Origin of the sequence: Streptomyces sp. G45, assembly GCF_049542095.1 — a bacterium.
Classification (GTDB): Bacteria; Actinomycetota; Actinomycetes; order Streptomycetales; family Streptomycetaceae; genus Streptomyces.
The window spans coordinates 7,822,822-7,841,087 of record NZ_JBMUZU010000001.1; the positions used below are offsets into that span (position 1 = coordinate 7,822,822).

Consider the following 18,266-nt stretch of genomic DNA (forward strand, 5'->3'; position numbering starts at 1 on the left):
GGCCGTTCCGCGGCGCGCTCGCGCGGACGCGGCGTCCCCGCGCCCCGGGGCGCCGCATAGGCTGGCGTGATGCAGGACGAGTACCGCACCGTGGCCCGCGAGGGCGTGCACGAGACCGAGATCAACCGCTCGCGCTTCCTGTGCGCGCTCGCACCCGCGGCCACCGAGCGGGAGGCCCAGGACTTCGTCGCCCGCGTCCGCAAGGAGCACCCGACGGCCACGCACAACTGCTACGCGTACGTCATCGGCGCCGACGCCTCCGTGCAGAAGGCCAGCGACGACGGCGAGCCGGGCGGCACCGCGGGCGTCCCCATGCTCCAGATGCTGCTGCGCCGCGACATGCGGTACGTCGTCGCCGTCGTCACCCGCTACTACGGAGGCGTGAAGCTGGGCGCGGGCGGGCTCATCAGGGCGTACGGCGGCGCCGTCGGCGAGGCCCTGGACGCGCTCGGCACCCGGACCCGGCGCCGCTTCCGGCTCGCCACCGTCACCGTCGACCACCAGCGCGCGGGCAAGCTCCAGAACGACCTGCGGGCGGCGGGCCGCGAGGTGCGGGACGTGCACTACCAGGACGCGGTGACCATCGAGATCGGCCTGCCGGACGCGGACGTCGAGCAGTTCCGCGCGTGGCTCGCGGACGCCACGGCCGGGACCGCCGGGTTCCAGCTCGGGGGAGAGGCGTACGGGGACGGGTAGCCGGGGCCCCACCCAGGAGGCGCGGGTGACGCTCGGCACACTCGGCACAGAGGAGGAGCCCGGTACGCCAGGACGCGCCCGTGATGTCAGACCCGGCCGATAGTCTCGGGAATCATGAGGCTGCTGCACACTTCCGACTGGCATCTCGGCCGGGCGCTGCACCGGGTGAGCATGCTCGACGCGCAGGCCGAGTTCATCGGCCATCTCGTCGCCACCGTCCGCGAGCGCGGGGTGGACGCCGTCGTGGTGTCGGGAGACGTGTACGACCGCGCGGTGCCGCCGCTCGCCGCCGTGGAGCTGTTCGACGACGCGCTGCACCGGCTCGCCGACCTCGGCGTGCCCACGGTCATGATCTCCGGGAACCACGACTCGGCGCGGCGCCTCGGCGTGGGCGCGGGCCTCATCGGCCGTGCGGGCATCCACCTGCGCACCGACCCCGCGGGCTGCGCCGACCCGGTGGTGCTGGCGGACGCCCACGGTGACGTGGCGTTCTATGGCCTGCCCTATCTCGAACCGGCCCTGGTGAAGGACGAGTTCGGCGTGGCCCGCGCCGGGCACGAGGCGGTGCTCGGCGCCGCCATGGACCGCGTCCGCGCCGACCTCGCCGCCCGCCCCGAAGGCACCCGGTCCGTCGTCCTCGCCCACGCCTTCGTCACCGGCGGCCAGGTCAGCGACAGCGAGCGGGACATCACCGTCGGCGGTGTCGCCTCCGTGCCCGCGGCCCTCTTCGACGGCGTCGACTACGTGGCGCTCGGCCATCTGCACGGCAGCCAGACCCTCACCGACCGCGTCCGCTACAGCGGCTCCCCGCTGGCGTACTCGTTCTCGGAGGCCGACCACCGCAAGAGCATGTGGCTCGTCGACCTCGGCCCGGCGGCCGCCGCGGGCACGGGGCGCGCGCCGGTCACCGCGGAGCGCGTCGACTGCCCCGTGCCCCGCCCGCTCGCCCGCATCCGAGGCGAGCTGGCCGAACTGCTCGCCGACCCCGCCCTCGCCCGGCACGAGGAGGCGTGGATCGAGGCGACCCTCACGGACCCCGTCCGCCCCGACGAGCCCATGGCCCGCCTCACCGAGCGGTTCCCGCACACCCTCAGCCTGGTCTTCGACCCGGCCCGCGCCCCTGGCGACCCGGACGTGTCGTACGCGCGGCGCGTGCGCGGACGCACCGACCAGCAGATCGCGGAGGACTTCGTGACCCATGTGCGCGGCGCGGGCCCCGACGCGCGCGAACAGGACGTGCTGCGGGCCGCGTTCGACGCCGTCCGCGCCGACGACGCGCTGCGCGAGGTGGCCCCGTGAGGCTCCACCGGCTGCGGATCACCGCGTTCGGCCCGTTCGGCGCCACCGAGGACATCGACTTCGACGAGCTGTCCACCGCCGGGCTCTTCCTGCTGCACGGCCCCACCGGAGCGGGCAAGACCTCCGTCCTGGACGCCGTGTGCTATGCGCTGTACGGCTCGGTGCCGGGCCCCCGCCAGGGCAGCGGCCAGGGCGCGACCCTGCGCAGCGACCACGCCCGCCCGGACGTCCGCACGGAGGTCCGGCTCGAACTGACCGTGGCGGGACGCCGCCTCGAACTCACCCGGCAGCCCCCCTGGGAGCGCCCCAAGAAGCGCGGCACGGGCACCACCACGGAGAAGGCCCAGAGCTGGCTCAGGGAGTTCGTCCCCGACCCCGAAGCGGCCTCACCCGGCGCCGGGACGTGGAAGGACCTCAGCCGCTCCCACCAGGAGATCGGCGAGGAGGTCAGCCAGCTCCTCGGCATGAGCAAGGACCAGTTCTGCCAGGTCGTGCTGTTGCCCCAGGGCGACTTCGCGCGCTTCCTGCGCGCCGACGCCGAGGCCCGCGGCAAGCTCCTCGGGCGGCTCTTCGACACCCGCCGGTTCGCGGCCGTCGAGCAGCGCCTCGCCGCTCAGCGCCGGGCTGCGGAGGCCGAGGTCCGCGAGGGCGACGCCGCACTGCTCGCCGACGCGCACCGCATGCAGCAGGCCGCGGGCGCCGCCCCCGGGGACGCGGGCGCCGAGCTGCCGCTGCCCGACGCCGCGCCCGGCGACCCGGGACTCGCCGACGCCGTCCTCGCCTGGGCCGCCGTGGCCCGCGCGGGCGCCCGCGAGCGGTTCACGATCGCGCACTGCGCCCTCGCGCACGCCGAGGCCGCCCGCGCCACGGCCGCCGCCGAACTCGACTCCGTACGCGAACTGGCCCGGCTCCAGCGGCGGTTCGCCGACGCCCAGGAGCGGGCCGCGCGCCTTGAGGAGCGCGCGGGCGACCACCAGAGCCTCGTGGCCCGCATGGAGCGGGCCCGCAAGGCCGAGACGGTCGCGCCCGCCCTGTCGCTGCGCGCCGACGCCGAGGCGGAGCACCGCCGGGCCACGGCCGCCGAGTCCGAGGCGCGCGCCCGCCTGGCGGCGGCGTACGCGGACGAGAGCGCGGCGGGCCTCGCGAGCGCCGCCCGCAGGGCCAGCGAGGAGCTGGGCGGCCTGGCGTCGGCGCGCCGCGCCGAGCAGCGCCTCGCGGACCTCGCGGACCGGCTCGCCGACCTGGACCGCCAGGAGCGCGCCGACGACGACCTCCTCCAGGAGGCCGCCGACTGGCTCGCCGACTGGGACACCACCCGCGCGCGCCTGACCGAGGCCATCGAGTCCGCCCAGGACGCCGCCACGCGCACGGAGCACCTGGCGGGTCGGCTCGCCCCCGCCCAGGAGCAGTTGGACGCCGCCCACCAGCGCGACCGGCTCACCGAAGAGGCCGCCGCGGCCCAGGACCGGGCGCTCGCCGCCCGCGAGCGCGCCACCGCCGCGCACGAGCACTGGCTCGCCCTCAAGGAGCAGCGCCTCGCGGGCATCGCCGCCGAACTCGCCGCGAACCTCACCGACGGCGCGCCCTGCGCGGTCTGCGGCGCCACCGAACACCCCACGCCCGCCCGGAAGACGGCGGGCCACGTCGACCGCGCCACCGAAGAGGCCGCCCTCGCCGCCCACCAGCGGGCCGCACAGGCCCGCGACACCGCCGAGCGGGAGTACGCCGACGTGCGCGCGGCCCTCGCCGCCGCCACCGCGGCCGCGTCCGACACCCCGGTCGCCGAACTCGCGGAGGCGGTCGCCGAGCTGCGCCGCGCCCACACCGAGGCACGGGACCGGGCGTCGGGACTGCACGCCGCCCGCGAGCGGCTCGCCCAGGCCGAGCGCGAGCACGAGCGGCGGACCACCGCGCAGCAGGAGGCCGTCCGCCGCGTCGAGTCCCGCGCCGCGCTGCGCGACGCCATCGCCCAGGAACAGGCCACCCTGGAGCGGGAGCTGGCCGACGCCAGGGGCACGTCCGCGAGCGTCGCCCAGCGCGCCGCCGAGCTGGAGCGCACGGCCGCGCTGCTCACCCGGGCCGCCGACGCGGCGCGTACCGCCGACGACACGGCCCAGCGGCTCAAGGACGCCGACGCGCGCCTCGCCGACGCCGCCTACCGCGCCGGGTTCGACACCCCGGCCGCCGCGTCCGCCGCCCTCCTCGACGACGCCCGCCACCGCGAGCTCCAGCACCGCGTCGACGCCTGGCAGCAGGAAGAGGCCGCCGTCCGCGCCCTCCTGGCCGAGCCGGACACGGCCGCCGCGGCGCGGCGCCCGCCCGCGGACCTCGCCGCCGCCGCGTCCGCCGCCGACGCCGCCGAGCGGCGGGCCCGCGCCGCCGCCTCCGCGCGGGACGCCGCCCGCAGGCGCTGCGCCGACCTGGACCGGCTCTCCGCCCGCTCCGCGACCGCAGCCCGGCGGCTCGCGCCGCTGCGTGAGGCCCATGACCGCGTGGCCCGCCTCGCCGCGCTCACCGCGGGCACGGCGGCCGACAACGACCGAAAGATGCGCCTGGAGTCCTACGTGCTCGCCGCCCGGCTCGAACAGGTCGCCGCCGCCGCGACGGCCCGGCTGCACCGCATGTCGTCCGGCCGGTACACCCTCGTGCACTCCGACGACCGCACCGGCCGCGGCCGTTCGGGCCTCGGCCTGCACGTCGTGGACGCCTGGACGGGCCGCGAGCGCGACACGGCGACGCTCTCCGGGGGCGAGACGTTCTTCGCGTCCCTGGCGCTCGCCCTCGGCCTCGCGGACGTCGTCACGGACGAGGCGGGCGGCGTCCGCCTCGACACCCTCTTCATCGACGAGGGCTTCGGCACGCTCGACGACCAGACCCTGGACGACGTCCTCGACGTCCTGGACGCCCTGCGCGAGCGCGACCGCAGCGTGGGCATCGTCAGCCACGTCGCCGACCTGCGCCGCCGGGTCCACGCGCAGGTGGAGGTGGTGAAGGGCCGGGAGGGCTCCACGGTGCGGCAGCGCGGCGGGGGGTGAGACGCGGGGGAACACCACGGTCCGCCGGGGCGCCGCGGTACGGCCGGGGGAGCGGCTACCGCCCCAGTGGCCGTCGCGGCAGCGGGGACGAGTACACGATGCTCGTTGTCACGGACCCCAGCGCGCCGATCTTGCCCGAGACCTCTTCGAGGTGCCGCATCGAGCGCGCGGCGACCTTGATGACGAAGCAGTCGTCGCCCGTGACGTGGTGCGCCTCAAGGATCTCCGGGGTGGCGGCGACCAGGTCGTGGAACGGCTTGTAGTTGCCGTTCGGATAGCGGAGCCGGACGAACGCGAGGATGGGCAGGCCCAGCCGCTCCGGGTCCACCACGGCCGCGTACCCCTGGATCACTCCCGCCTCCTCCAGGCGGCGCACCCGCTCGGTGACGGCGCTGGGGGACATGGACACGGCGCGCGCCAGCTCGGCGAAACTGGCCCGGCCCTGCCGCTGGAGGACATCGAGGATGCGCCAGTCGGTGGCGTCCGTGGAATAAGCGGTCATGCCCGAGAGGAAACAGGGAAATCCCCGGCCGATCAAGAGGTCCGCCGTTGATCTCCCCTTCAGGGCCGGGACCGGCGGCCGTAGATTTTCGGCCATGAACACGACGACGTCGGCCACCGCCGCGCCCGCCGCTGCTACTGCCGCGCCCGCCGCTGCCACCGCCGCGCCCGCCGCTGCCGGATCGCCCCTTCCCGCCCCTGCCGGACCCACCACCGCCACCTCCGAAGGGGCCGCCGCTTCCTCCGAGGGGGCCACCCCATCCTCCGAAGCGGCCGCCGCCCCGAACCCCGTCCTGCGCGTGCCCCCGGCCTCCCCCGCCGCGGCCGCCGCCCACTTCGCCGCCAGCCTCGCCTTCCACGCCGATGTGTCGGACGTCGCCGCCGCGCTGGCCGACGGCGGTGACCCCGGCTTCGTCCTTCTCGACTCCCGCTCCACCGAGGCGTGGGACCAGGGGCACGTCCCGGGCGCCGTGCACCTGCCCACCGCCCTCATCCCGGAGCAGGCCGAGCGGCTCCTCGACAGGGCCGTGCCCGTGGTCACCTACTGCTGGGGCCCCGGCTGCAACGGCGCCACCCGCGCCGCCCTGGCCCTCGCCCAACTCGGCTTCCAGGTCAAGGAGATGCTCGGCGGCTTCGAGTACTGGGCCCGCGAGGGATTCGCGTACGAGACGTGGCAGGGAGCCGAGCGGCGCGCGGCCGACCCGCTGACGGCGCCGGTCGGCGCGGAGGACTGCGGCTGCTGAGGCGGGCGGGACCACGCGGCCCGGACGAAATTGCCGTGCGGCGTGTGCCGCCCCCGCCCATCATGGGGGCCATGCCTCAGCTCCCCCACCCCACCCCCGCCCAACTCCGCCGCGCCCCCCTGCCGTTGCGGGGCCGCACCGCCCTGGTGACCGGCGCCAGCCGTCGCGCGGGCATCGGGCACGCCGTGGCCCGCCGCCTCGCCGCGTACGGAGCGAGCGTCTATCTGCACCACCACGTGCCGCACGACGCCGCGCAGCCCTGGGGCGCGGACAGCCCGCAGGCCGTCGCCGACTCCGTACGCGAGGCGTGCGGGGACCCGGACGCGCGCGTCCTCGACGGCCCCGCCGACCTGACCGACCCGGCCGCACCCGCCGAGCTGATCGTCACGGCCGCCGACGCGCTCGGCGGGCGGCTCGACATCCTCGTCGCCAACCACGCGCTCAGCGGCAGCGACGGCGGCCTCGACGAGGTCGACGCCGACATGCTCGACGCCCACTGGACCACCGACACCCGCTCGGTGATCCTGCTCGTCCAGGCGTACGCCCGCCTGCGCGCCAAGCTGCCGCCGCACACCCCGGGCGGCCGTGTGCTGATGATGACGTCCGGCCAGGACAACGAGGGCGGCATGCCCAAGGAGCTGGCGTACGCCCTCCAGAAGGGCGCCCTCGCCTCCGTGACCCGCTCCCTGGCGACGACGCTCGCCGAGATCGGCGTCACGGTGAACACCGTCAACCCCGGCCCCGTGGACACCGGCTATCTGACGGGAGAGGCCTACGACGAGATCGCCGCCCTCTTCCCCGCCGGACGCTGGGGCATGCCCGACGACCCGGCGCGGCTCCTCGCGTGGCTCGCCACCGACGAGGCCGCGTGGATCACCGGGCAGGTCATCGACTCGGAGGGCGGCATCCGGCGCTGACGCCGAGCGCCGCCCTCCGGGGGCTCACAGCGCCGACAGCTCGTCCACCAGGTCGTCGAGCCCGAGCGAGCCCTGCGAGAGGGCGGCCATGTGCCAGGCCTTCGCGTCGAAGGCGTCCCCGTGGCGGCGCCGCGCGTTCTCCCGGCCCAGCAGCCAGGCCCGCTCGCCGAGCTTGTAGCCGATGGCCTGGCCCGGGATCGTCAGATAGCGGGTCATCTCGCTCACGACGAAGTCCCTCGGGCGGCTGCAGTGCGCCAGGTAGAACTCCTGCGCCAGATCCGGCGTCCAGCGCTCACCCGGGTGGAACGGCGAGTCCGCCGGGATCTCCAGGCCCAGGTGCATGCCGATGTCGACGATGACCCGCAGGGCGCGCATCATCTGCGCGTCCAGGTAGCCGAGCCGCCGCTCCGGGTCCTTGAGGAAGCCCAGCTCGTCCATCAGGCGCTCCGCGTACAGGGCCCAGCCCTCCGCGTTGGCGCTGACGATGCCCACGGTCGCCTGGTAGCGGGACAGGTCCTCCGCGACGTGCGCCCACTGGGCGAGCTGGAGGTGATGCCCCGGCACGCCCTCGTGGTACCAGGTGGACACCAGGTCGTACACCGGGAAGCTGGTCTGGCCCATGGTCGGCAGCCAGGTCCGGCCGGGGCGCGAGAAATCCTCCGAAGGGCCGGTGTAGTACGGGGCCGCGGCGCCGCCGGGCGGGGCGATCCGGGACTCCACCTTCCGCACCCGCTCGGCGAGTTCGAAGTGGGTGCCGTCGAGCGCCTCGATGGCCTCGTCCATCAGGTCCTGGAGCCACTGCCGGACCTCGTCGACGCCCTCGACACGCGTGCCGTGCTCGTCGAGGTGCGCCAGCGCCTCCCACGGCGTGGCCGCCCCGGGCAGGATCTTCTCGGCCTCGGCGCGCATCTCGCCGAGGATGCGGTGGTACTCGGCCCAGCCGTACGCGTACGCCTCGTCCAGGTCCAGGTCCGTGCCGTTGAAGTAGCGCGACAGCCGGGCGTAGCGCTCGCGGCCCACGGTGTCCGGGGCGTCGGCGACGGCGGGCGCGTACACGTCCCGCATCCAGTCGCGCAGCGCCGCGACCGCCTCCGTCGCCGACCGGGCCGCCGCGTCCAGCTCGGCCCGCAGCGCCTCGGGGCCGTCCGCCGCGAACTCCTCGAACCAGCCGGGCCCGCCGTCGGGGCCCGCCCACTGGGTGAGCTGCTCGACGAACGTGGCCGTCGGCCGCGGCGGCCCGTACAGGCCCCGCTCCAGGCCGAGGGCGAGCGACGCGCGGTACCCCTCGTACGTGGCGGGCACCGCGCGCAGGCGCTCGGCGATCACCGCCCAGTCCTCCTCGGTGTCCGCAGGGGTCACCGTGAAGATCTCCCGGACGTCGTGCGCGGGCGTGCCCAGGTTGCCGACGGCGCGCAGCCCCTCGCCGGACTCGTGCACCGCCAGCTCCGCCGTCAGGCGCTCGCGCAGCAGGCGGGCGCAGCGGCGCTCGATCGCGGCGTCGGCGCCCGGCCGGGCCTCGGCCTCGGTGAGCCGCGCGAGCGTGGCCCGCAGGAGGTCCGCGCGGGCTTCGAGGCCCGCGGGGAGAGGTCGGGGAGCCTGCCGTGGCTCTCCTTGACACCGAGGAAGGTGCCGGTGACCGGGTCGAGGGCGACGAGGTCGTCTACGTAGGCGTCGGCGACCTCACGGGGCAGCGGACCGGTGCCCGCGGCCGTGCTGGGGATCTTCGTGTCTGACATGCGGACATCCTGATACGAGACAGGGGTGCGCGTCACTGCCGTATCTCGCCCCGTCGGCGCGCGGTCCGGGGCGCGAACGGGGTTCTGGCGGGGCGCGCGAGGGGGAGCGAGCGGTTTATTTGACTGATCGTTCCAATCGGGTCTAGCGTCTGCGGCATGGCGAGGACCAAGGAATTCGATCCCGACGCCGCGCTCCAGTCGGCGCTCGAACTGTTCTGGAGCCGGGGGTACGAGGCGACGTCCATGGCGGACCTCGTCGAGCACCTGGGTATCGGCCGCGCCAGCATCTACGCCACGTTCGGCAACAAGCGCGAGCTGTACCTGAAGGCGCTGGACCGCTACACGGAGGCGAGCGCGGGCGGCCTGCTCGACGAGCTGTCCCGGCCGGGGCCCGCGCTGCCGGGCGTACGGGCCGTGGTGCGCCGCTTCGCCGCCGAGGCCGCGTCCGGCGAGTGCCGCGCGTACGGCTGCTTCGTCACCAACACGGCCGCCGAACTGGCCCCGCACGACGCCGAGGCGGACCGCAGGGTCGAGCGGAACTGGGAGCGGTTCGAGACGCTGCTGCACTCCGCGCTCGTCCGGGCGCGCTCCGCGGGCGAGCTGGCGGCCGACCGCGACCCGCGCGCCCTGGCCCGGATGCTGCTCGTGCTGCTCCAGGGGATGCGGGTCGTCGGCAAGGTCTCCGGCGGCGAGCGGCGCGTGCGGGACGCGGCGGAACAGGCGCTCGCCCTCCTCGACTGAGCCCCGCCCGCCGCCCCGCTCCGTCAACCCGACGGGCCGCTCTCGCTGGGTGGGGCCTGGCCTCATGCCCTTATAACGGAACGATCAGTCAAGATAGAAGGGGATGTCGTACGTGACACAGAACAAGGCCGGGACGAAGGTCGCCGTGCTCGGCATCGGCACCATCGGCGCCCCCGTGGCGCGCAATCTCGCGGGCCGCTTCGCGGTGACCGTCTGGAACAGGACGCGCGCCGCCGCGGACGCGCTCGCCGCCGTCGACGGCATCGAGGTGGCCGAGACCCCCGCCGACGCCGTCGCGGGCGCCGACGTGATCGTCACCGTCCTCAAGGACGGACCCGCCGTGACCGAGGTGATGGAGGCGGCGGCGCCGGGCCTCGCCGAGGGCGCGGTGTGGGCGCAGCTGAGCACCGTGGGCGTCCCGGCGGCGGACGACCTCGCCCACCTCGCGGACCGGCACGGCCTGGTCCTGTACGACGCGCCCGTCCTTGGCACCAAGCAACCGGCGGAGCTGGGGCGGCTGGTCGTCCTCGCCGCCGGGCCGCGGGCTCAGCGGGGGCGCGTTGAGCCGGTGTTCGACGCCATCGGCAGCCGGACGCTGTGGGTGGCCGAGGAGTCCGGTGCCGCGAGCCGCCTCAAACTCGCCCTGAACGGCTTCGTGTTCGCCCTCAACCACGGGGCCGCCGAGAGCCTCGCCCTGGCCGAGGGGCTCGGGGTCGACCCGGCGCTCGTCGTCGAGGCGATCGCGGGCGGCCCGCTGGACAGCCCCTACGTCCAGGCCAAGGCCGCCGCGATGCTCGCGGGTGACTACGCGACCAGCTTCTCCGTCGACAACGCGGTGAAGGACACCCGGCTCGTCGTCGACGCGGCCGCGGCGGCGGGGGTGGCCGTCGACCTCGCGGAGGCGGGGCTGCGACGGTTCCAGCGGGCGGCGGACGCGGGGCACGGCGACCAGGACATGGCCGCGTCGTACCTCGCCAAGAAGGCGTAGCCGCCGCCTGCCCGGGCCGAGGCGCAGCCGGTACGGCCGGGGGCGCGGCGCCCGGACGCGGCGGACGCCCGCGCCCTCCGCGGCGAAGCGGGGGCGCGGGCGTCCGTCCTGTGCGCCCGGCGGAAAGCGTGCCCGGTGGCAGCCGCGCCCTAGGCGCGGTGGTCGTACGGCAGCGACGGGCTCACCGGCGTCGCGTCCAGGCGGGCCGTGATGACCAGTGTCCCCTCCTCGACCTGGAAGTCGAGGGGCAGGCCGAGGCGGCGCATCGCCGCGACCATGCCCGTGTTCGACGACTGCGTGACCGCGTACACATGGGCGCAGCCCGCCTCGGCCGCCATCGCCACCAGGCGGCCGAGCAGCTCGCCGCCGATGCCGCGGCGCTGCCAGTCGTCCTCGACGAGCAGTGCGACCTCCGTCTCGTCGCCGTCCCAGAGCAGGTGGCCGAGGCCCACGATGAGGCCGGAGGCCGTCCGCGCGGCGAGGGTGCGGCCGAAGCGGGGGCTCAGCAGGTGGTTGAGGTAGCGGTCGGCGTCCCGCACCGGGCCGTGGTACCGCATCCCCAGGGTGTGCTTGGAGCAGCGGTCGTGCATGGCCTTGGCGGCGTCGAGGTCGGAGGCGTCGGCGCGGCTCACCGTGATGGCGGGGCCCTCGGTGAGGGTCAGGACGTCCGCGCCGCGCGGCACCCGCGGGCCGAGCCGGGCGTCCAGCTCCACCAGGGCCCGCGCGCGGGCGAACTCGGTGGGCGTGAACGGGAGATGGGGGCGCTCGACCGTGATCACTCCGCCTTCGGGGGCCCGCAGCCGCAGCACGGTCCCGTCCAGGGCGCCCTCCACGGGCGCCGTCTCATCCGCCTGGTGTCCCTGGCCCGCCGGTGCCGACGGCAGGGACCGGATCGTGCAGCGGCCGAGCAACTGCCGCAGCGCGAGCGGCAGTTCGGCCGCGTCCAGGGCCGTGCGCGTGGCGAGGCTCAGGACGCGGGTGGGCGCGTCCACCAGGTCGTGGGCGTCAGCGCGCTCGATCCACGTGTCGGTGCCGCCCGCGCGGGTCACCGCGTCCGCGAGGTCCGCGGCGGGCAGCGCCGCGGGGGCGCGCAGCAGGAACTCGTCGACCGTGCCCTGCCCCAGGGGGTGCGTCTGGAGGCTGAGGATGTCGACGCTTCGGTGCGCGAGCGCCGCGCACAGGGCGGCGAGCGAGCCGGGCTCGTCCCGCACGGTCGTCCGCATGCGCCACAGGGCCGTCGCCTCCGCGGGCGCCGACTCGTCCGCGGGGGTCCGCGCGGTGCGCGCCTGAGCCCCTTGGGCCTGCGCGGCCCGCGCGGCGTGCGCTCCGGCCGCGGGCGGCCGGGCGGTGCCCCGCGCCTTCTGGGCGTCGCGGGGCGCGTCGCTCGGCCCCGCCTGCGCGGGGCGGCGGGACCGCGCCCGGTGGAACGCGGCGGTGGCGAGCAGCGCCACGGCCGCCGCCACGAGCGCCCCGGCTCTGGACAGGCCGTGACCCACCAGGGCCGCCAGGGCCTCCGCGACGGCCACGGCCACGCACAGGGCGGCCAGATCGACCGCGGCACGGCGCCAGTGGCGCACCGGCCGTCCCTGCGTCCCGTGCGCGGCCTCGGGTGTGTCGCTCGGTGTGTCCCTCATGCGGCCACTGTGGCCGAAGGGTGTTGCGTGATCACGAACGGCCTGTGACTGATGAGTTAAGAGCGGTTCTGTCGGTTTCATTCTCTATGTCCATGTCCGTCGATGTCCCCCGTCGGCCGTGACCGGCCCGCGCGCCCGCCGTGTTCGTACGGCGGGCGCGCCATCAGCGTCCGGCGCGGCTCGACTGGCCCACACGGCCCGGCTGGAGCACCTTGGTGAAGAGCACGTCTCCGCCCTGCTGCCGCAGCCGCACCGTCATCTCGCCGCTGTCGCCGTCGATGTCCACCTCTCCGTAGTAGGGCGGTGTCTCCGCCGGCGACGTGTTGGGCCGGTCCGGCGCTTTGACGAACGTCTGGTCCGGACCGAAGGTTCCATCGAGTTTCACGGCCGGGAAACCGCCCGCCGCGAGCGGTCCGGAGACGAACTCCCAGAACGGCGCGAAGTCCTTGAAGGCGGCGCGCGACGGGTCGTAGTGCTGCGCCGAGGTGTAGTGCACGTCGGCCGTCAGCCACACCGTGCCGGTGATCCTGCGGTGCTTGATGTGCCGGAGCAGCTCGGCGATCTGGAGCTCGCGGCCGAGCGGCGCGCCCGGGTCGCCCTGCGCGACGGCCTCGAAGTTCTTGCTGCCGTCCGCCACGACCAGGCCGAGCGGCAGGTCGGACGCGATCACCTTCCACACGGCCCGCGAGCGCGACAGCTCCCGCTTCAGCCAGGCGAGCTGCTCGGCGCCGAGGATGCCGACGGTGTCGTCGGGCTGCCGGTTCGGCGAGTTGGCGTTGCGGTACGTGCGCATGTCGAGCACGAAGACGTCGAGCAGCGGGCCGTGCCGCAGCACGCGGTACACCCGGCCGTCGCGGTCGCCGGGCCGCTGCCCGGACAGCGTGGAGATCGGGTAGTACTCGCTGAACGCCCGCAGCGAGCGGGCGGCGAGCACGTCGACGTCCTTCTCCGTGTAGCGCGCGTCGTCGAGGATCTGCCCCGGGTACCAGTTGTTGCGCACCTCGTGGTCGTCCCACTGGACGATGGAGGGCACCTGCGCGTTGAAGCGGCGGACGTTCTCGTCGAGGAGGTTGTAGCGGAAGTTGCCGCGGTACTCGGCGAGCGTCTCGGCGACCTTCGACTTCTCCGGAGTGGTGAGGTTCTTCCACACCCGCCCGTCGGGCAGCGTCACGGACGCCTGGATGGGGGCGTCGGCGTAGATGTTGTCGCCGCTGCACAGGAAGAAGTCGGGGTTCCGGCGGCGCATCTCCTCGTACACGCGCCAGCCGCCCAGCTCCGGGTTGATGCCCCAGCCCTGGCCCGCGATGTCCCCCGACCACAGGAAGCGCACGTCCTTCCTGCGTCTGTGGGAGACCGTGCGGAACGTGCCGGTGACGGGCTTGCCCGTGCGCCGCGGGTCGTCGGGGTCGGCGAGCAGCACGCGGTAGTGGATCTGCTCTCCGGAGGGCAGGCCGCGCAGCCGGGTCGTCCCCGTGAAGTCGGTGCGCGGGCCGAGCAGCGGGCCGTGCCAGCGCTTGGCGTTGCGGAACGACTCCGTGGCGGACGTCTCGACGATCATGCGGGCGGGCCGGTCGGAGCGCACCCACACCAGGCCCGAGTGCGCGCTCACGTCACCGGCCTGCACGCCCCACTGGGCACTCGGCCGCCCGGAGCGGGCGAAGGCCGGGGCGGCGCCGCCCAGGGCCCCGCCGAGGGCGGTGGGCACGGCGAGGGCGGCGGGTACCGCGAGTGAGCCGCGCAGCACGCTGCGGCGGCCCGGGGACGGGCTCGACGGACGGTCGGACATGGGGGCGCCTCCAGGGATGGCGGGTGGTTCGGTGTACGGGGCAACGTCTACTTCCGCGTCACGGCTCGCATACGAACGCCAAGTGAACAGCTGGCCATGGCCCCAGGGGAACCACCGTGCCGATCCGTCAGCGGGGCCTAGTCCCCCGGTCGTACGCCGCGCGGCCCCGCGCGGGGGACCGGCGCCCGATGTGACCAAGATCAACAGAAGTCTACGGTGACGGCACCGGCACGGCGGTGCCGGACTTCCGGGACGCGCCGACAGCCGTCGGCCTTCGGAAGGGCACGCCGATGGCCGCAGATGGCCGCCGACGGCCGCCGACGGTCAAGGCGCGCGCCAGCACCTCTGGCAGGAAGGCGTGCCCGCCCCCGGCAGCGCGTGCCCGCACCCCCGGCGGCGCACGCCAGCACTACGTAGGACACCCCGTACACCCCGTACACCCCGTACGCGCAGACACCCAAGGAGACCCCCGTGCCCCTCAACGGCCAGAGCCACATCCGCATCGCCCGTCCCTCCCGCGACCTCGCCGCGGCGGAGCGCTTCTGGGTCGACGGTCTCGGCCTGAGCGTCATCTACCGCAAGGACGAGGGCGGTGGCCCCGGAGAGCACGCCCTGCTCATGGTGGGCTGGCCGGACGCCTCCTGGCACCTGGAACTCGTCCACGAGGCCGCCGCCCCCGTGGAGCCGCGGCCCACCGAGGAGGACCTGCTCGTCGTCTACGTAGACGGCGAGGTACCCGACGACGTGGTCGGGCGCCTTGAGGCGCACGGCGGCGAGCGCGTCCAGTCGCCCAACCCGTACTGGAACGAGTGGGGCGTCACCGTCGCGGACCCCGACGGCTACCGCCTGGTGCTCTCCACGCGCGCCTGGTCCAACTCCTGACGCCGCCCCTGGCCGTGACGCCCCGCCAGGGGTCAGCGGCTCGTGTCCAGGATGACCCGCGCCACCCGCGCCGGGTCGTCGTTCATGGGCACGTGCCCGCAGCCGGGCAGCCGCAGCAGCCGGGCCTCGGGAATGGCCCGCTTCGCCCGGACGCCCTGGCGGCGCAGCAGCAACCGGTCGCGGGTGCCCCAGGCGATGGTCACCGGCAGCCCCGGCACGTCGTCGCGGAAGACCACGTCGCGCCCCGCGGCCAGCGTCTCGCGGAACCCGGTCGCGTGGCGCAGCGCGAGCGTCTCGGCGACCGCCGCGTCCGGCGAACGGCGCCACGGGCGGGCGTAGATGGTGCCCGTCAGGGCGGCGCGGCCCGCGGCGGTCCGCGCCAGCCGCTCGATCAGCGGCACCGGCAGCGTCACCGCGCCCTGCCGCATGGCGAGCAGCGTGGCGAACGCGTACCGCCGCTCCGCCTCGTTCCAGAACCCCCGGGGGACAGGGCCGTGACGGACCGCACGAGCTTCTCGCGGCCGAGTTCGAGGGCGAGCAGGCCGCCCAGGGAGTTGCCCGCCACGTGCGGCCGCTCCAGGCCGAGGGCCGCGCACAGGGCGCCGAGCACGGGCACCACCGTCGGCAGGTCGTACGCGAGGCCGTCCGGCAGCGCGGGCGACGCGCCGAAGCCGGGCAGGTCCACGGCGATCACCTCGCGCTCGGCGGCGAGGATGCCGACCACCGGGTCCCACGCCTGGCGGTGGTGCCCGATGCCGTGCAGCAGGAGCAGGGGAGCGCCGGAGCCCGAACGCTCGTAGGCCACGGTCACCGTGCGCGGGCCGCGGGGCGCGTCGACGCTGAACGAGACCTCTGCCACCTCTGCGACCATGACCGCTCCCCGACTCCCTGACTTAGACGTCTTGTCAGCAACAATTACCGCTCAGTAGGGGCGAGTTCAAGAGGGACGGCGGCGCCGGTTCCCCGGGGCGCGTGGCGCCGCCGCTGTGATCCCGGTCCGACGGGGCCGTCGACGCTGGACACGGGGGCACGCGTCGGGTTGGGATGGGTACGTGGCTACCGACACCGCGACCGACGTCTTCGAAGAACACCGGCCCGTCCTGGTCGGCGTCGCCTACCGCATGCTCGGCCGCGTGGCCGACGCGGAGGACGTCGTCCAGGACGCGTGGCTGCGCTGGTCCGCGGCCGACCGCGAGGAAGTGCGCGACGCCCGCGCCTACTTGGTGCGCGTCACCACCCGCCTCGCCATCGACCGGCTCCGCCACGTCCAGTCGCGCCGCGAGGCGTACGTCGGGCCCTGGCTGCCCGAGCCCTTCGTGACCGACTTCGGCCCGACCGTCCCCGACACCGCAGAGCGGGCCGTCCTCGCCGACTCCGTGTCCCTCGCCGTCCTCGTCGTCCTGGAGTCCCTGTCCCCGCTGGAGCGCGCCGTCTTCGTGCTGCGCGAGGCCTTCGGGTTCCCGTACGCCGAGATCGCCCAGACCCTGGACCGCAGCGAGGCCGCGGTGCGCCAGCTCGCCGGGCGCGCCCGCAAGCACGTCGACGAGGGCAGGCCGCGCTACGAGGTCGACCCCGTCGAGCGGCGCGACCTGACCGAGCGGTTCCTCGCCGCCGCGACGGGCGGCGACCTGGAGGGCCTGATGTCCCTGCTCGCCCCGGACGTCCGGCTCGTGGGCGACAGCGGCGGCAAGGCCAGGGCGCCGCTGCGGGTCCTGGAGAGCGCCGACAAGGTGGGCCGCTTCCTCCTGGGCGCGGCGAAGAAGGGCGTGCCGGGCGCCGAGACGTACGACGTACGCTTCGTGGAGGTCAACGGCGCGACCTCCGTGCTGCTCCTCGTCGACGGCAAGCCGGACTCCGTCGTCCAGCTCGACGTCGCCGACGGACGGATCCAGCGCGTCTACGTCGTACGGAATCCGGACAAGCTCGTGAGTCTCGCCGACTAGCGCCGCGACGCCCGTGACCAGGCCCCCGCCCCCGCTGTGGGTGGGGGCCTGGTGCTGTGTGCCCGGCCGCGCGGGCCACCGAAACGCGTCATGCGGGCGCGAGGGGTGTCGACCGCGCGCGAACACCGCATGAATGCTCTGTGGCATCACTTCACTGCGCGCTGTAACGGTCGCAGGATTGGTATTGACCAAGGGTGAGCGCGGCTCTATCGTCGCTGAGATAGTGCAGGAACCTTTAATAAACAAGGCGCTGAAAAGCGGCCTGCGCACGGGCGATTGCGGAGGACAGGGTGGGGACCACGACGCTGGAATCGGTGCCGGAGCCGAAGTACTGGCACCTCAAGACGGTGCTGAGCGAAGCACTGGACTCCGAGTTCTCCGTGGGCGAGATCCTGCCCAACGAGCGGGAGCTCGCCGCCCGGTTCGGCGTCGCCCGCGCGACGCTCCGCCAGGCCTTGGAGCAGCTCGAACTGGAAGGGCGCCTCCAGCGCCGCCGCGGCGTCGGCACGACCGTCGCCCCGCCGCGCATGGGCGTGGACGTCGGCACCGCGCAGGGCGCCTGGCCGGGCGCCGAGGGCGACGCCTGGCAGCCCGCGGACAGCGAGCTGGCCGTCCCGCCCGCCGACGTGGCCCGCGCTCTGGACACCGCCCTGGACGAGGCCGTGCACGTGGTGCGCCGCACCCGCGTCTCGCACGGCCAGCCCGTCGCCGCCGAGCTGCTGTACGTTCCGGCGTCCTCGGTCCCCGACCTCACCGGCATCGACGCCCCAGCCGGGCCCGCACGCGCGCGTGCCGTCCTGCGCGAGCTGGGGCGCCTCGCCCTCGACGGCCAGGACCGCTCCGTCGAGCTGGGCTCGGCCCGCGCGGACGACGCCCGCGCCCTGGACCGCCTGCCGGGCGCCCCGGTCCTCGTCGTCACCACCCGCTTCCTCGCCGACGGCCGCACGGCGGCGCTCTCGGTGTCCACCTACCGCGCGGACACCTGCCGCCTCACCTTCGGCGACGAGGGCGCCCTGGAAATCCACCACGGCCCGGAACGCCAGGCGTCCTGACGGACGGCGAGCGGAGCCCGAGCGCCCCCTGAGACGCAAGGGAGCGGGCGCGAACCTGCCTGGCGCTGGTGGGCGGGCGTGTGGCGCGTGGGGTTCGTGATCTGGTGGGGCAGTAGCAGGTCGCGCTCGTCCGGCGTTTGACGGTGTACGGACTGGTGGTTCACAGCGGGCGGAGGCGGATCCGGCCTGCTCGGCGTTTGCGGGCGAGCGCCTAGGGCGATGGGGCGGGCGGTAGTGGATTGTGCCGGTCCGGTGTTGGTGGGCCCGCGTGTGGCGCGGTGCGGCTCGCGGTCTGAGGCGGTCGCTGGACAGT

13 protein-coding genes and 2 pseudogenes are annotated in these 18,266 nt (G+C 75.2%); 10 read left to right on the top strand and 5 right to left on the bottom strand.

Going from position 1 to position 18,266, the window contains the following annotated elements; all coding sequences use genetic code 11:
• Nucleotides 1–69: 69 nt before the first annotated feature.
• The 3 genes from ACOBQU_RS33270 (at nt 70) to ACOBQU_RS33280 (ending at nt 5,030) form a co-directional block, all read left to right on the top strand.
• The gene (locus tag ACOBQU_RS33270) at nt 70–696 is read left to right on the top strand and encodes a YigZ family protein (RefSeq protein ID WP_423632326.1); all 627 of its coding nucleotides are present in this window, start codon (nt 70–72) and stop codon (nt 694–696) included.
• Between the two features lie 114 nt (nt 697–810).
• A complete protein-coding gene (locus ACOBQU_RS33275; protein WP_423632328.1) occupies nt 811–1,995 on the top strand; it encodes an exonuclease SbcCD subunit D in 1,185 nt (394 codons plus the stop codon).
• Entirely contained in the window at nt 1,992–5,030 is a 3,039-nt protein-coding gene (locus ACOBQU_RS33280) for an AAA family ATPase (protein ID WP_423632330.1), read from the top strand. The genes ACOBQU_RS33275 and ACOBQU_RS33280 overlap by 4 nt, the downstream gene beginning before the upstream one ends.
• A 55-nt stretch (nt 5,031–5,085) precedes the next feature.
• Here the strand turns inward: ACOBQU_RS33280 and ACOBQU_RS33285 are convergent, their stop codons facing one another.
• Nucleotides 5,086–5,532, bottom strand: coding sequence for an Lrp/AsnC family transcriptional regulator (locus ACOBQU_RS33285; RefSeq protein WP_423632332.1), 447 nt, complete (start codon nt 5,530–5,532; stop codon nt 5,086–5,088).
• Between the two features lie 292 nt (nt 5,533–5,824).
• On the opposite strand from ACOBQU_RS33285, the gene ACOBQU_RS33290 reads away from it, so the two are divergent.
• Nucleotides 5,825–6,274, top strand: coding sequence for a rhodanese-like domain-containing protein (locus ACOBQU_RS33290; protein ID WP_423634881.1), 450 nt, complete (start codon nt 5,825–5,827; stop codon nt 6,272–6,274).
• Nucleotides 6,275–6,345: 71 nt separating this feature from the next.
• Nucleotides 6,346–7,191 carry an SDR family oxidoreductase gene (locus ACOBQU_RS33295; RefSeq protein WP_423632334.1) on the top strand — a complete coding sequence of 282 codons (846 nt, stop codon included), beginning with the start codon at nt 6,346–6,348 and terminating at the stop codon, nt 7,189–7,191.
• 24 nt (nt 7,192–7,215) lie between these two features.
• Here the strand turns inward: ACOBQU_RS33295 and ACOBQU_RS33300 are convergent.
• A pseudogene (locus tag ACOBQU_RS33300) lies at nt 7,216–8,927 on the bottom strand (DUF885 domain-containing protein).
• A 156-nt stretch (nt 8,928–9,083) separates the two neighbouring features.
• On the opposite strand from ACOBQU_RS33300, the gene ACOBQU_RS33305 reads away from it, so the two are divergent.
• A complete protein-coding gene (locus ACOBQU_RS33305; RefSeq protein WP_423632336.1) occupies nt 9,084–9,668 on the top strand; it encodes a TetR/AcrR family transcriptional regulator in 585 nt (194 codons plus the stop codon).
• Nucleotides 9,669–9,780: 112 nt separating this feature from the next.
• A complete protein-coding gene (locus tag ACOBQU_RS33310) occupies nt 9,781–10,656 on the top strand; it encodes an NAD(P)-dependent oxidoreductase (RefSeq protein ID WP_423632337.1) in 876 nt (291 codons plus the stop codon).
• Nucleotides 10,657–10,805: 149 nt separating this feature from the next.
• On the opposite strand, the gene ACOBQU_RS33315 is transcribed toward ACOBQU_RS33310, so the two are convergent.
• Entirely contained in the window at nt 10,806–12,290 is a 1,485-nt protein-coding gene (locus tag ACOBQU_RS33315) for a GNAT family N-acetyltransferase (protein WP_423632339.1), read from the bottom strand.
• Nucleotides 12,291–12,453: 163 nt separating this feature from the next.
• Nucleotides 12,454–14,076, bottom strand: coding sequence for an alkaline phosphatase D family protein (locus ACOBQU_RS33320; RefSeq protein WP_423632341.1), 1,623 nt, complete (start codon nt 14,074–14,076; stop codon nt 12,454–12,456).
• A 471-nt stretch (nt 14,077–14,547) separates the two neighbouring features.
• On the opposite strand from ACOBQU_RS33320, the gene ACOBQU_RS33325 reads away from it, so the two are divergent.
• Nucleotides 14,548–14,958, top strand: coding sequence for a VOC family protein (locus tag ACOBQU_RS33325; protein WP_423632343.1), 411 nt, complete (start codon nt 14,548–14,550; stop codon nt 14,956–14,958).
• A 32-nt stretch (nt 14,959–14,990) separates the two neighbouring features.
• On the opposite strand, the pseudogene ACOBQU_RS33330 reads toward ACOBQU_RS33325, so the two are convergent.
• Nucleotides 14,991–15,829, bottom strand: a pseudogene (locus ACOBQU_RS33330) (alpha/beta fold hydrolase).
• A gap of 181 nt (nt 15,830–16,010) precedes the next feature.
• Between ACOBQU_RS33330 and ACOBQU_RS33335 the strand changes: the two are divergent.
• Nucleotides 16,011–16,901, top strand: coding sequence for an RNA polymerase sigma-70 factor (locus tag ACOBQU_RS33335; protein ID WP_423632345.1), 891 nt, complete (start codon nt 16,011–16,013; stop codon nt 16,899–16,901).
• A 290-nt stretch (nt 16,902–17,191) separates the two neighbouring features.
• Nucleotides 17,192–17,953: a GntR family transcriptional regulator gene (locus ACOBQU_RS33340; protein WP_423632347.1), complete on the top strand. Its 762-nt coding sequence runs from the start codon at nt 17,192–17,194 to the stop codon at nt 17,951–17,953.
• Nucleotides 17,954–18,266: the final 313 nt, after the last annotated feature.

Bases quoted from the DNA above. Each gene is read 5' to 3' on its own strand.
- ACOBQU_RS33295 (WP_423632334.1), top strand. From the start codon at position 6,346: ATGCCTCAGCTCCCCCACCCCACCCCCGCCCAACTCCGCCGCGCCCCC.
- ACOBQU_RS33270 (WP_423632326.1), top strand. From the start codon at position 70: ATGCAGGACGAGTACCGCACCGTGGCCCGCGAGGGCGTGCACGAGACC.
- ACOBQU_RS33315 (WP_423632339.1), bottom strand. From the start codon at position 12,290: ATGAGGGACACACCGAGCGACACACCCGAGGCCGCGCACGGGACGCAG.
- ACOBQU_RS33285 (WP_423632332.1), bottom strand. From the start codon at position 5,532: ATGACCGCTTATTCCACGGACGCCACCGACTGGCGCATCCTCGATGTC.
- ACOBQU_RS33320 (WP_423632341.1), bottom strand. From the start codon at position 14,076: ATGTCCGACCGTCCGTCGAGCCCGTCCCCGGGCCGCCGCAGCGTGCTG.
- ACOBQU_RS33305 (WP_423632336.1), top strand. From the start codon at position 9,084: ATGGCGAGGACCAAGGAATTCGATCCCGACGCCGCGCTCCAGTCGGCG.
- ACOBQU_RS33275 (WP_423632328.1), top strand. From the start codon at position 811: ATGAGGCTGCTGCACACTTCCGACTGGCATCTCGGCCGGGCGCTGCAC.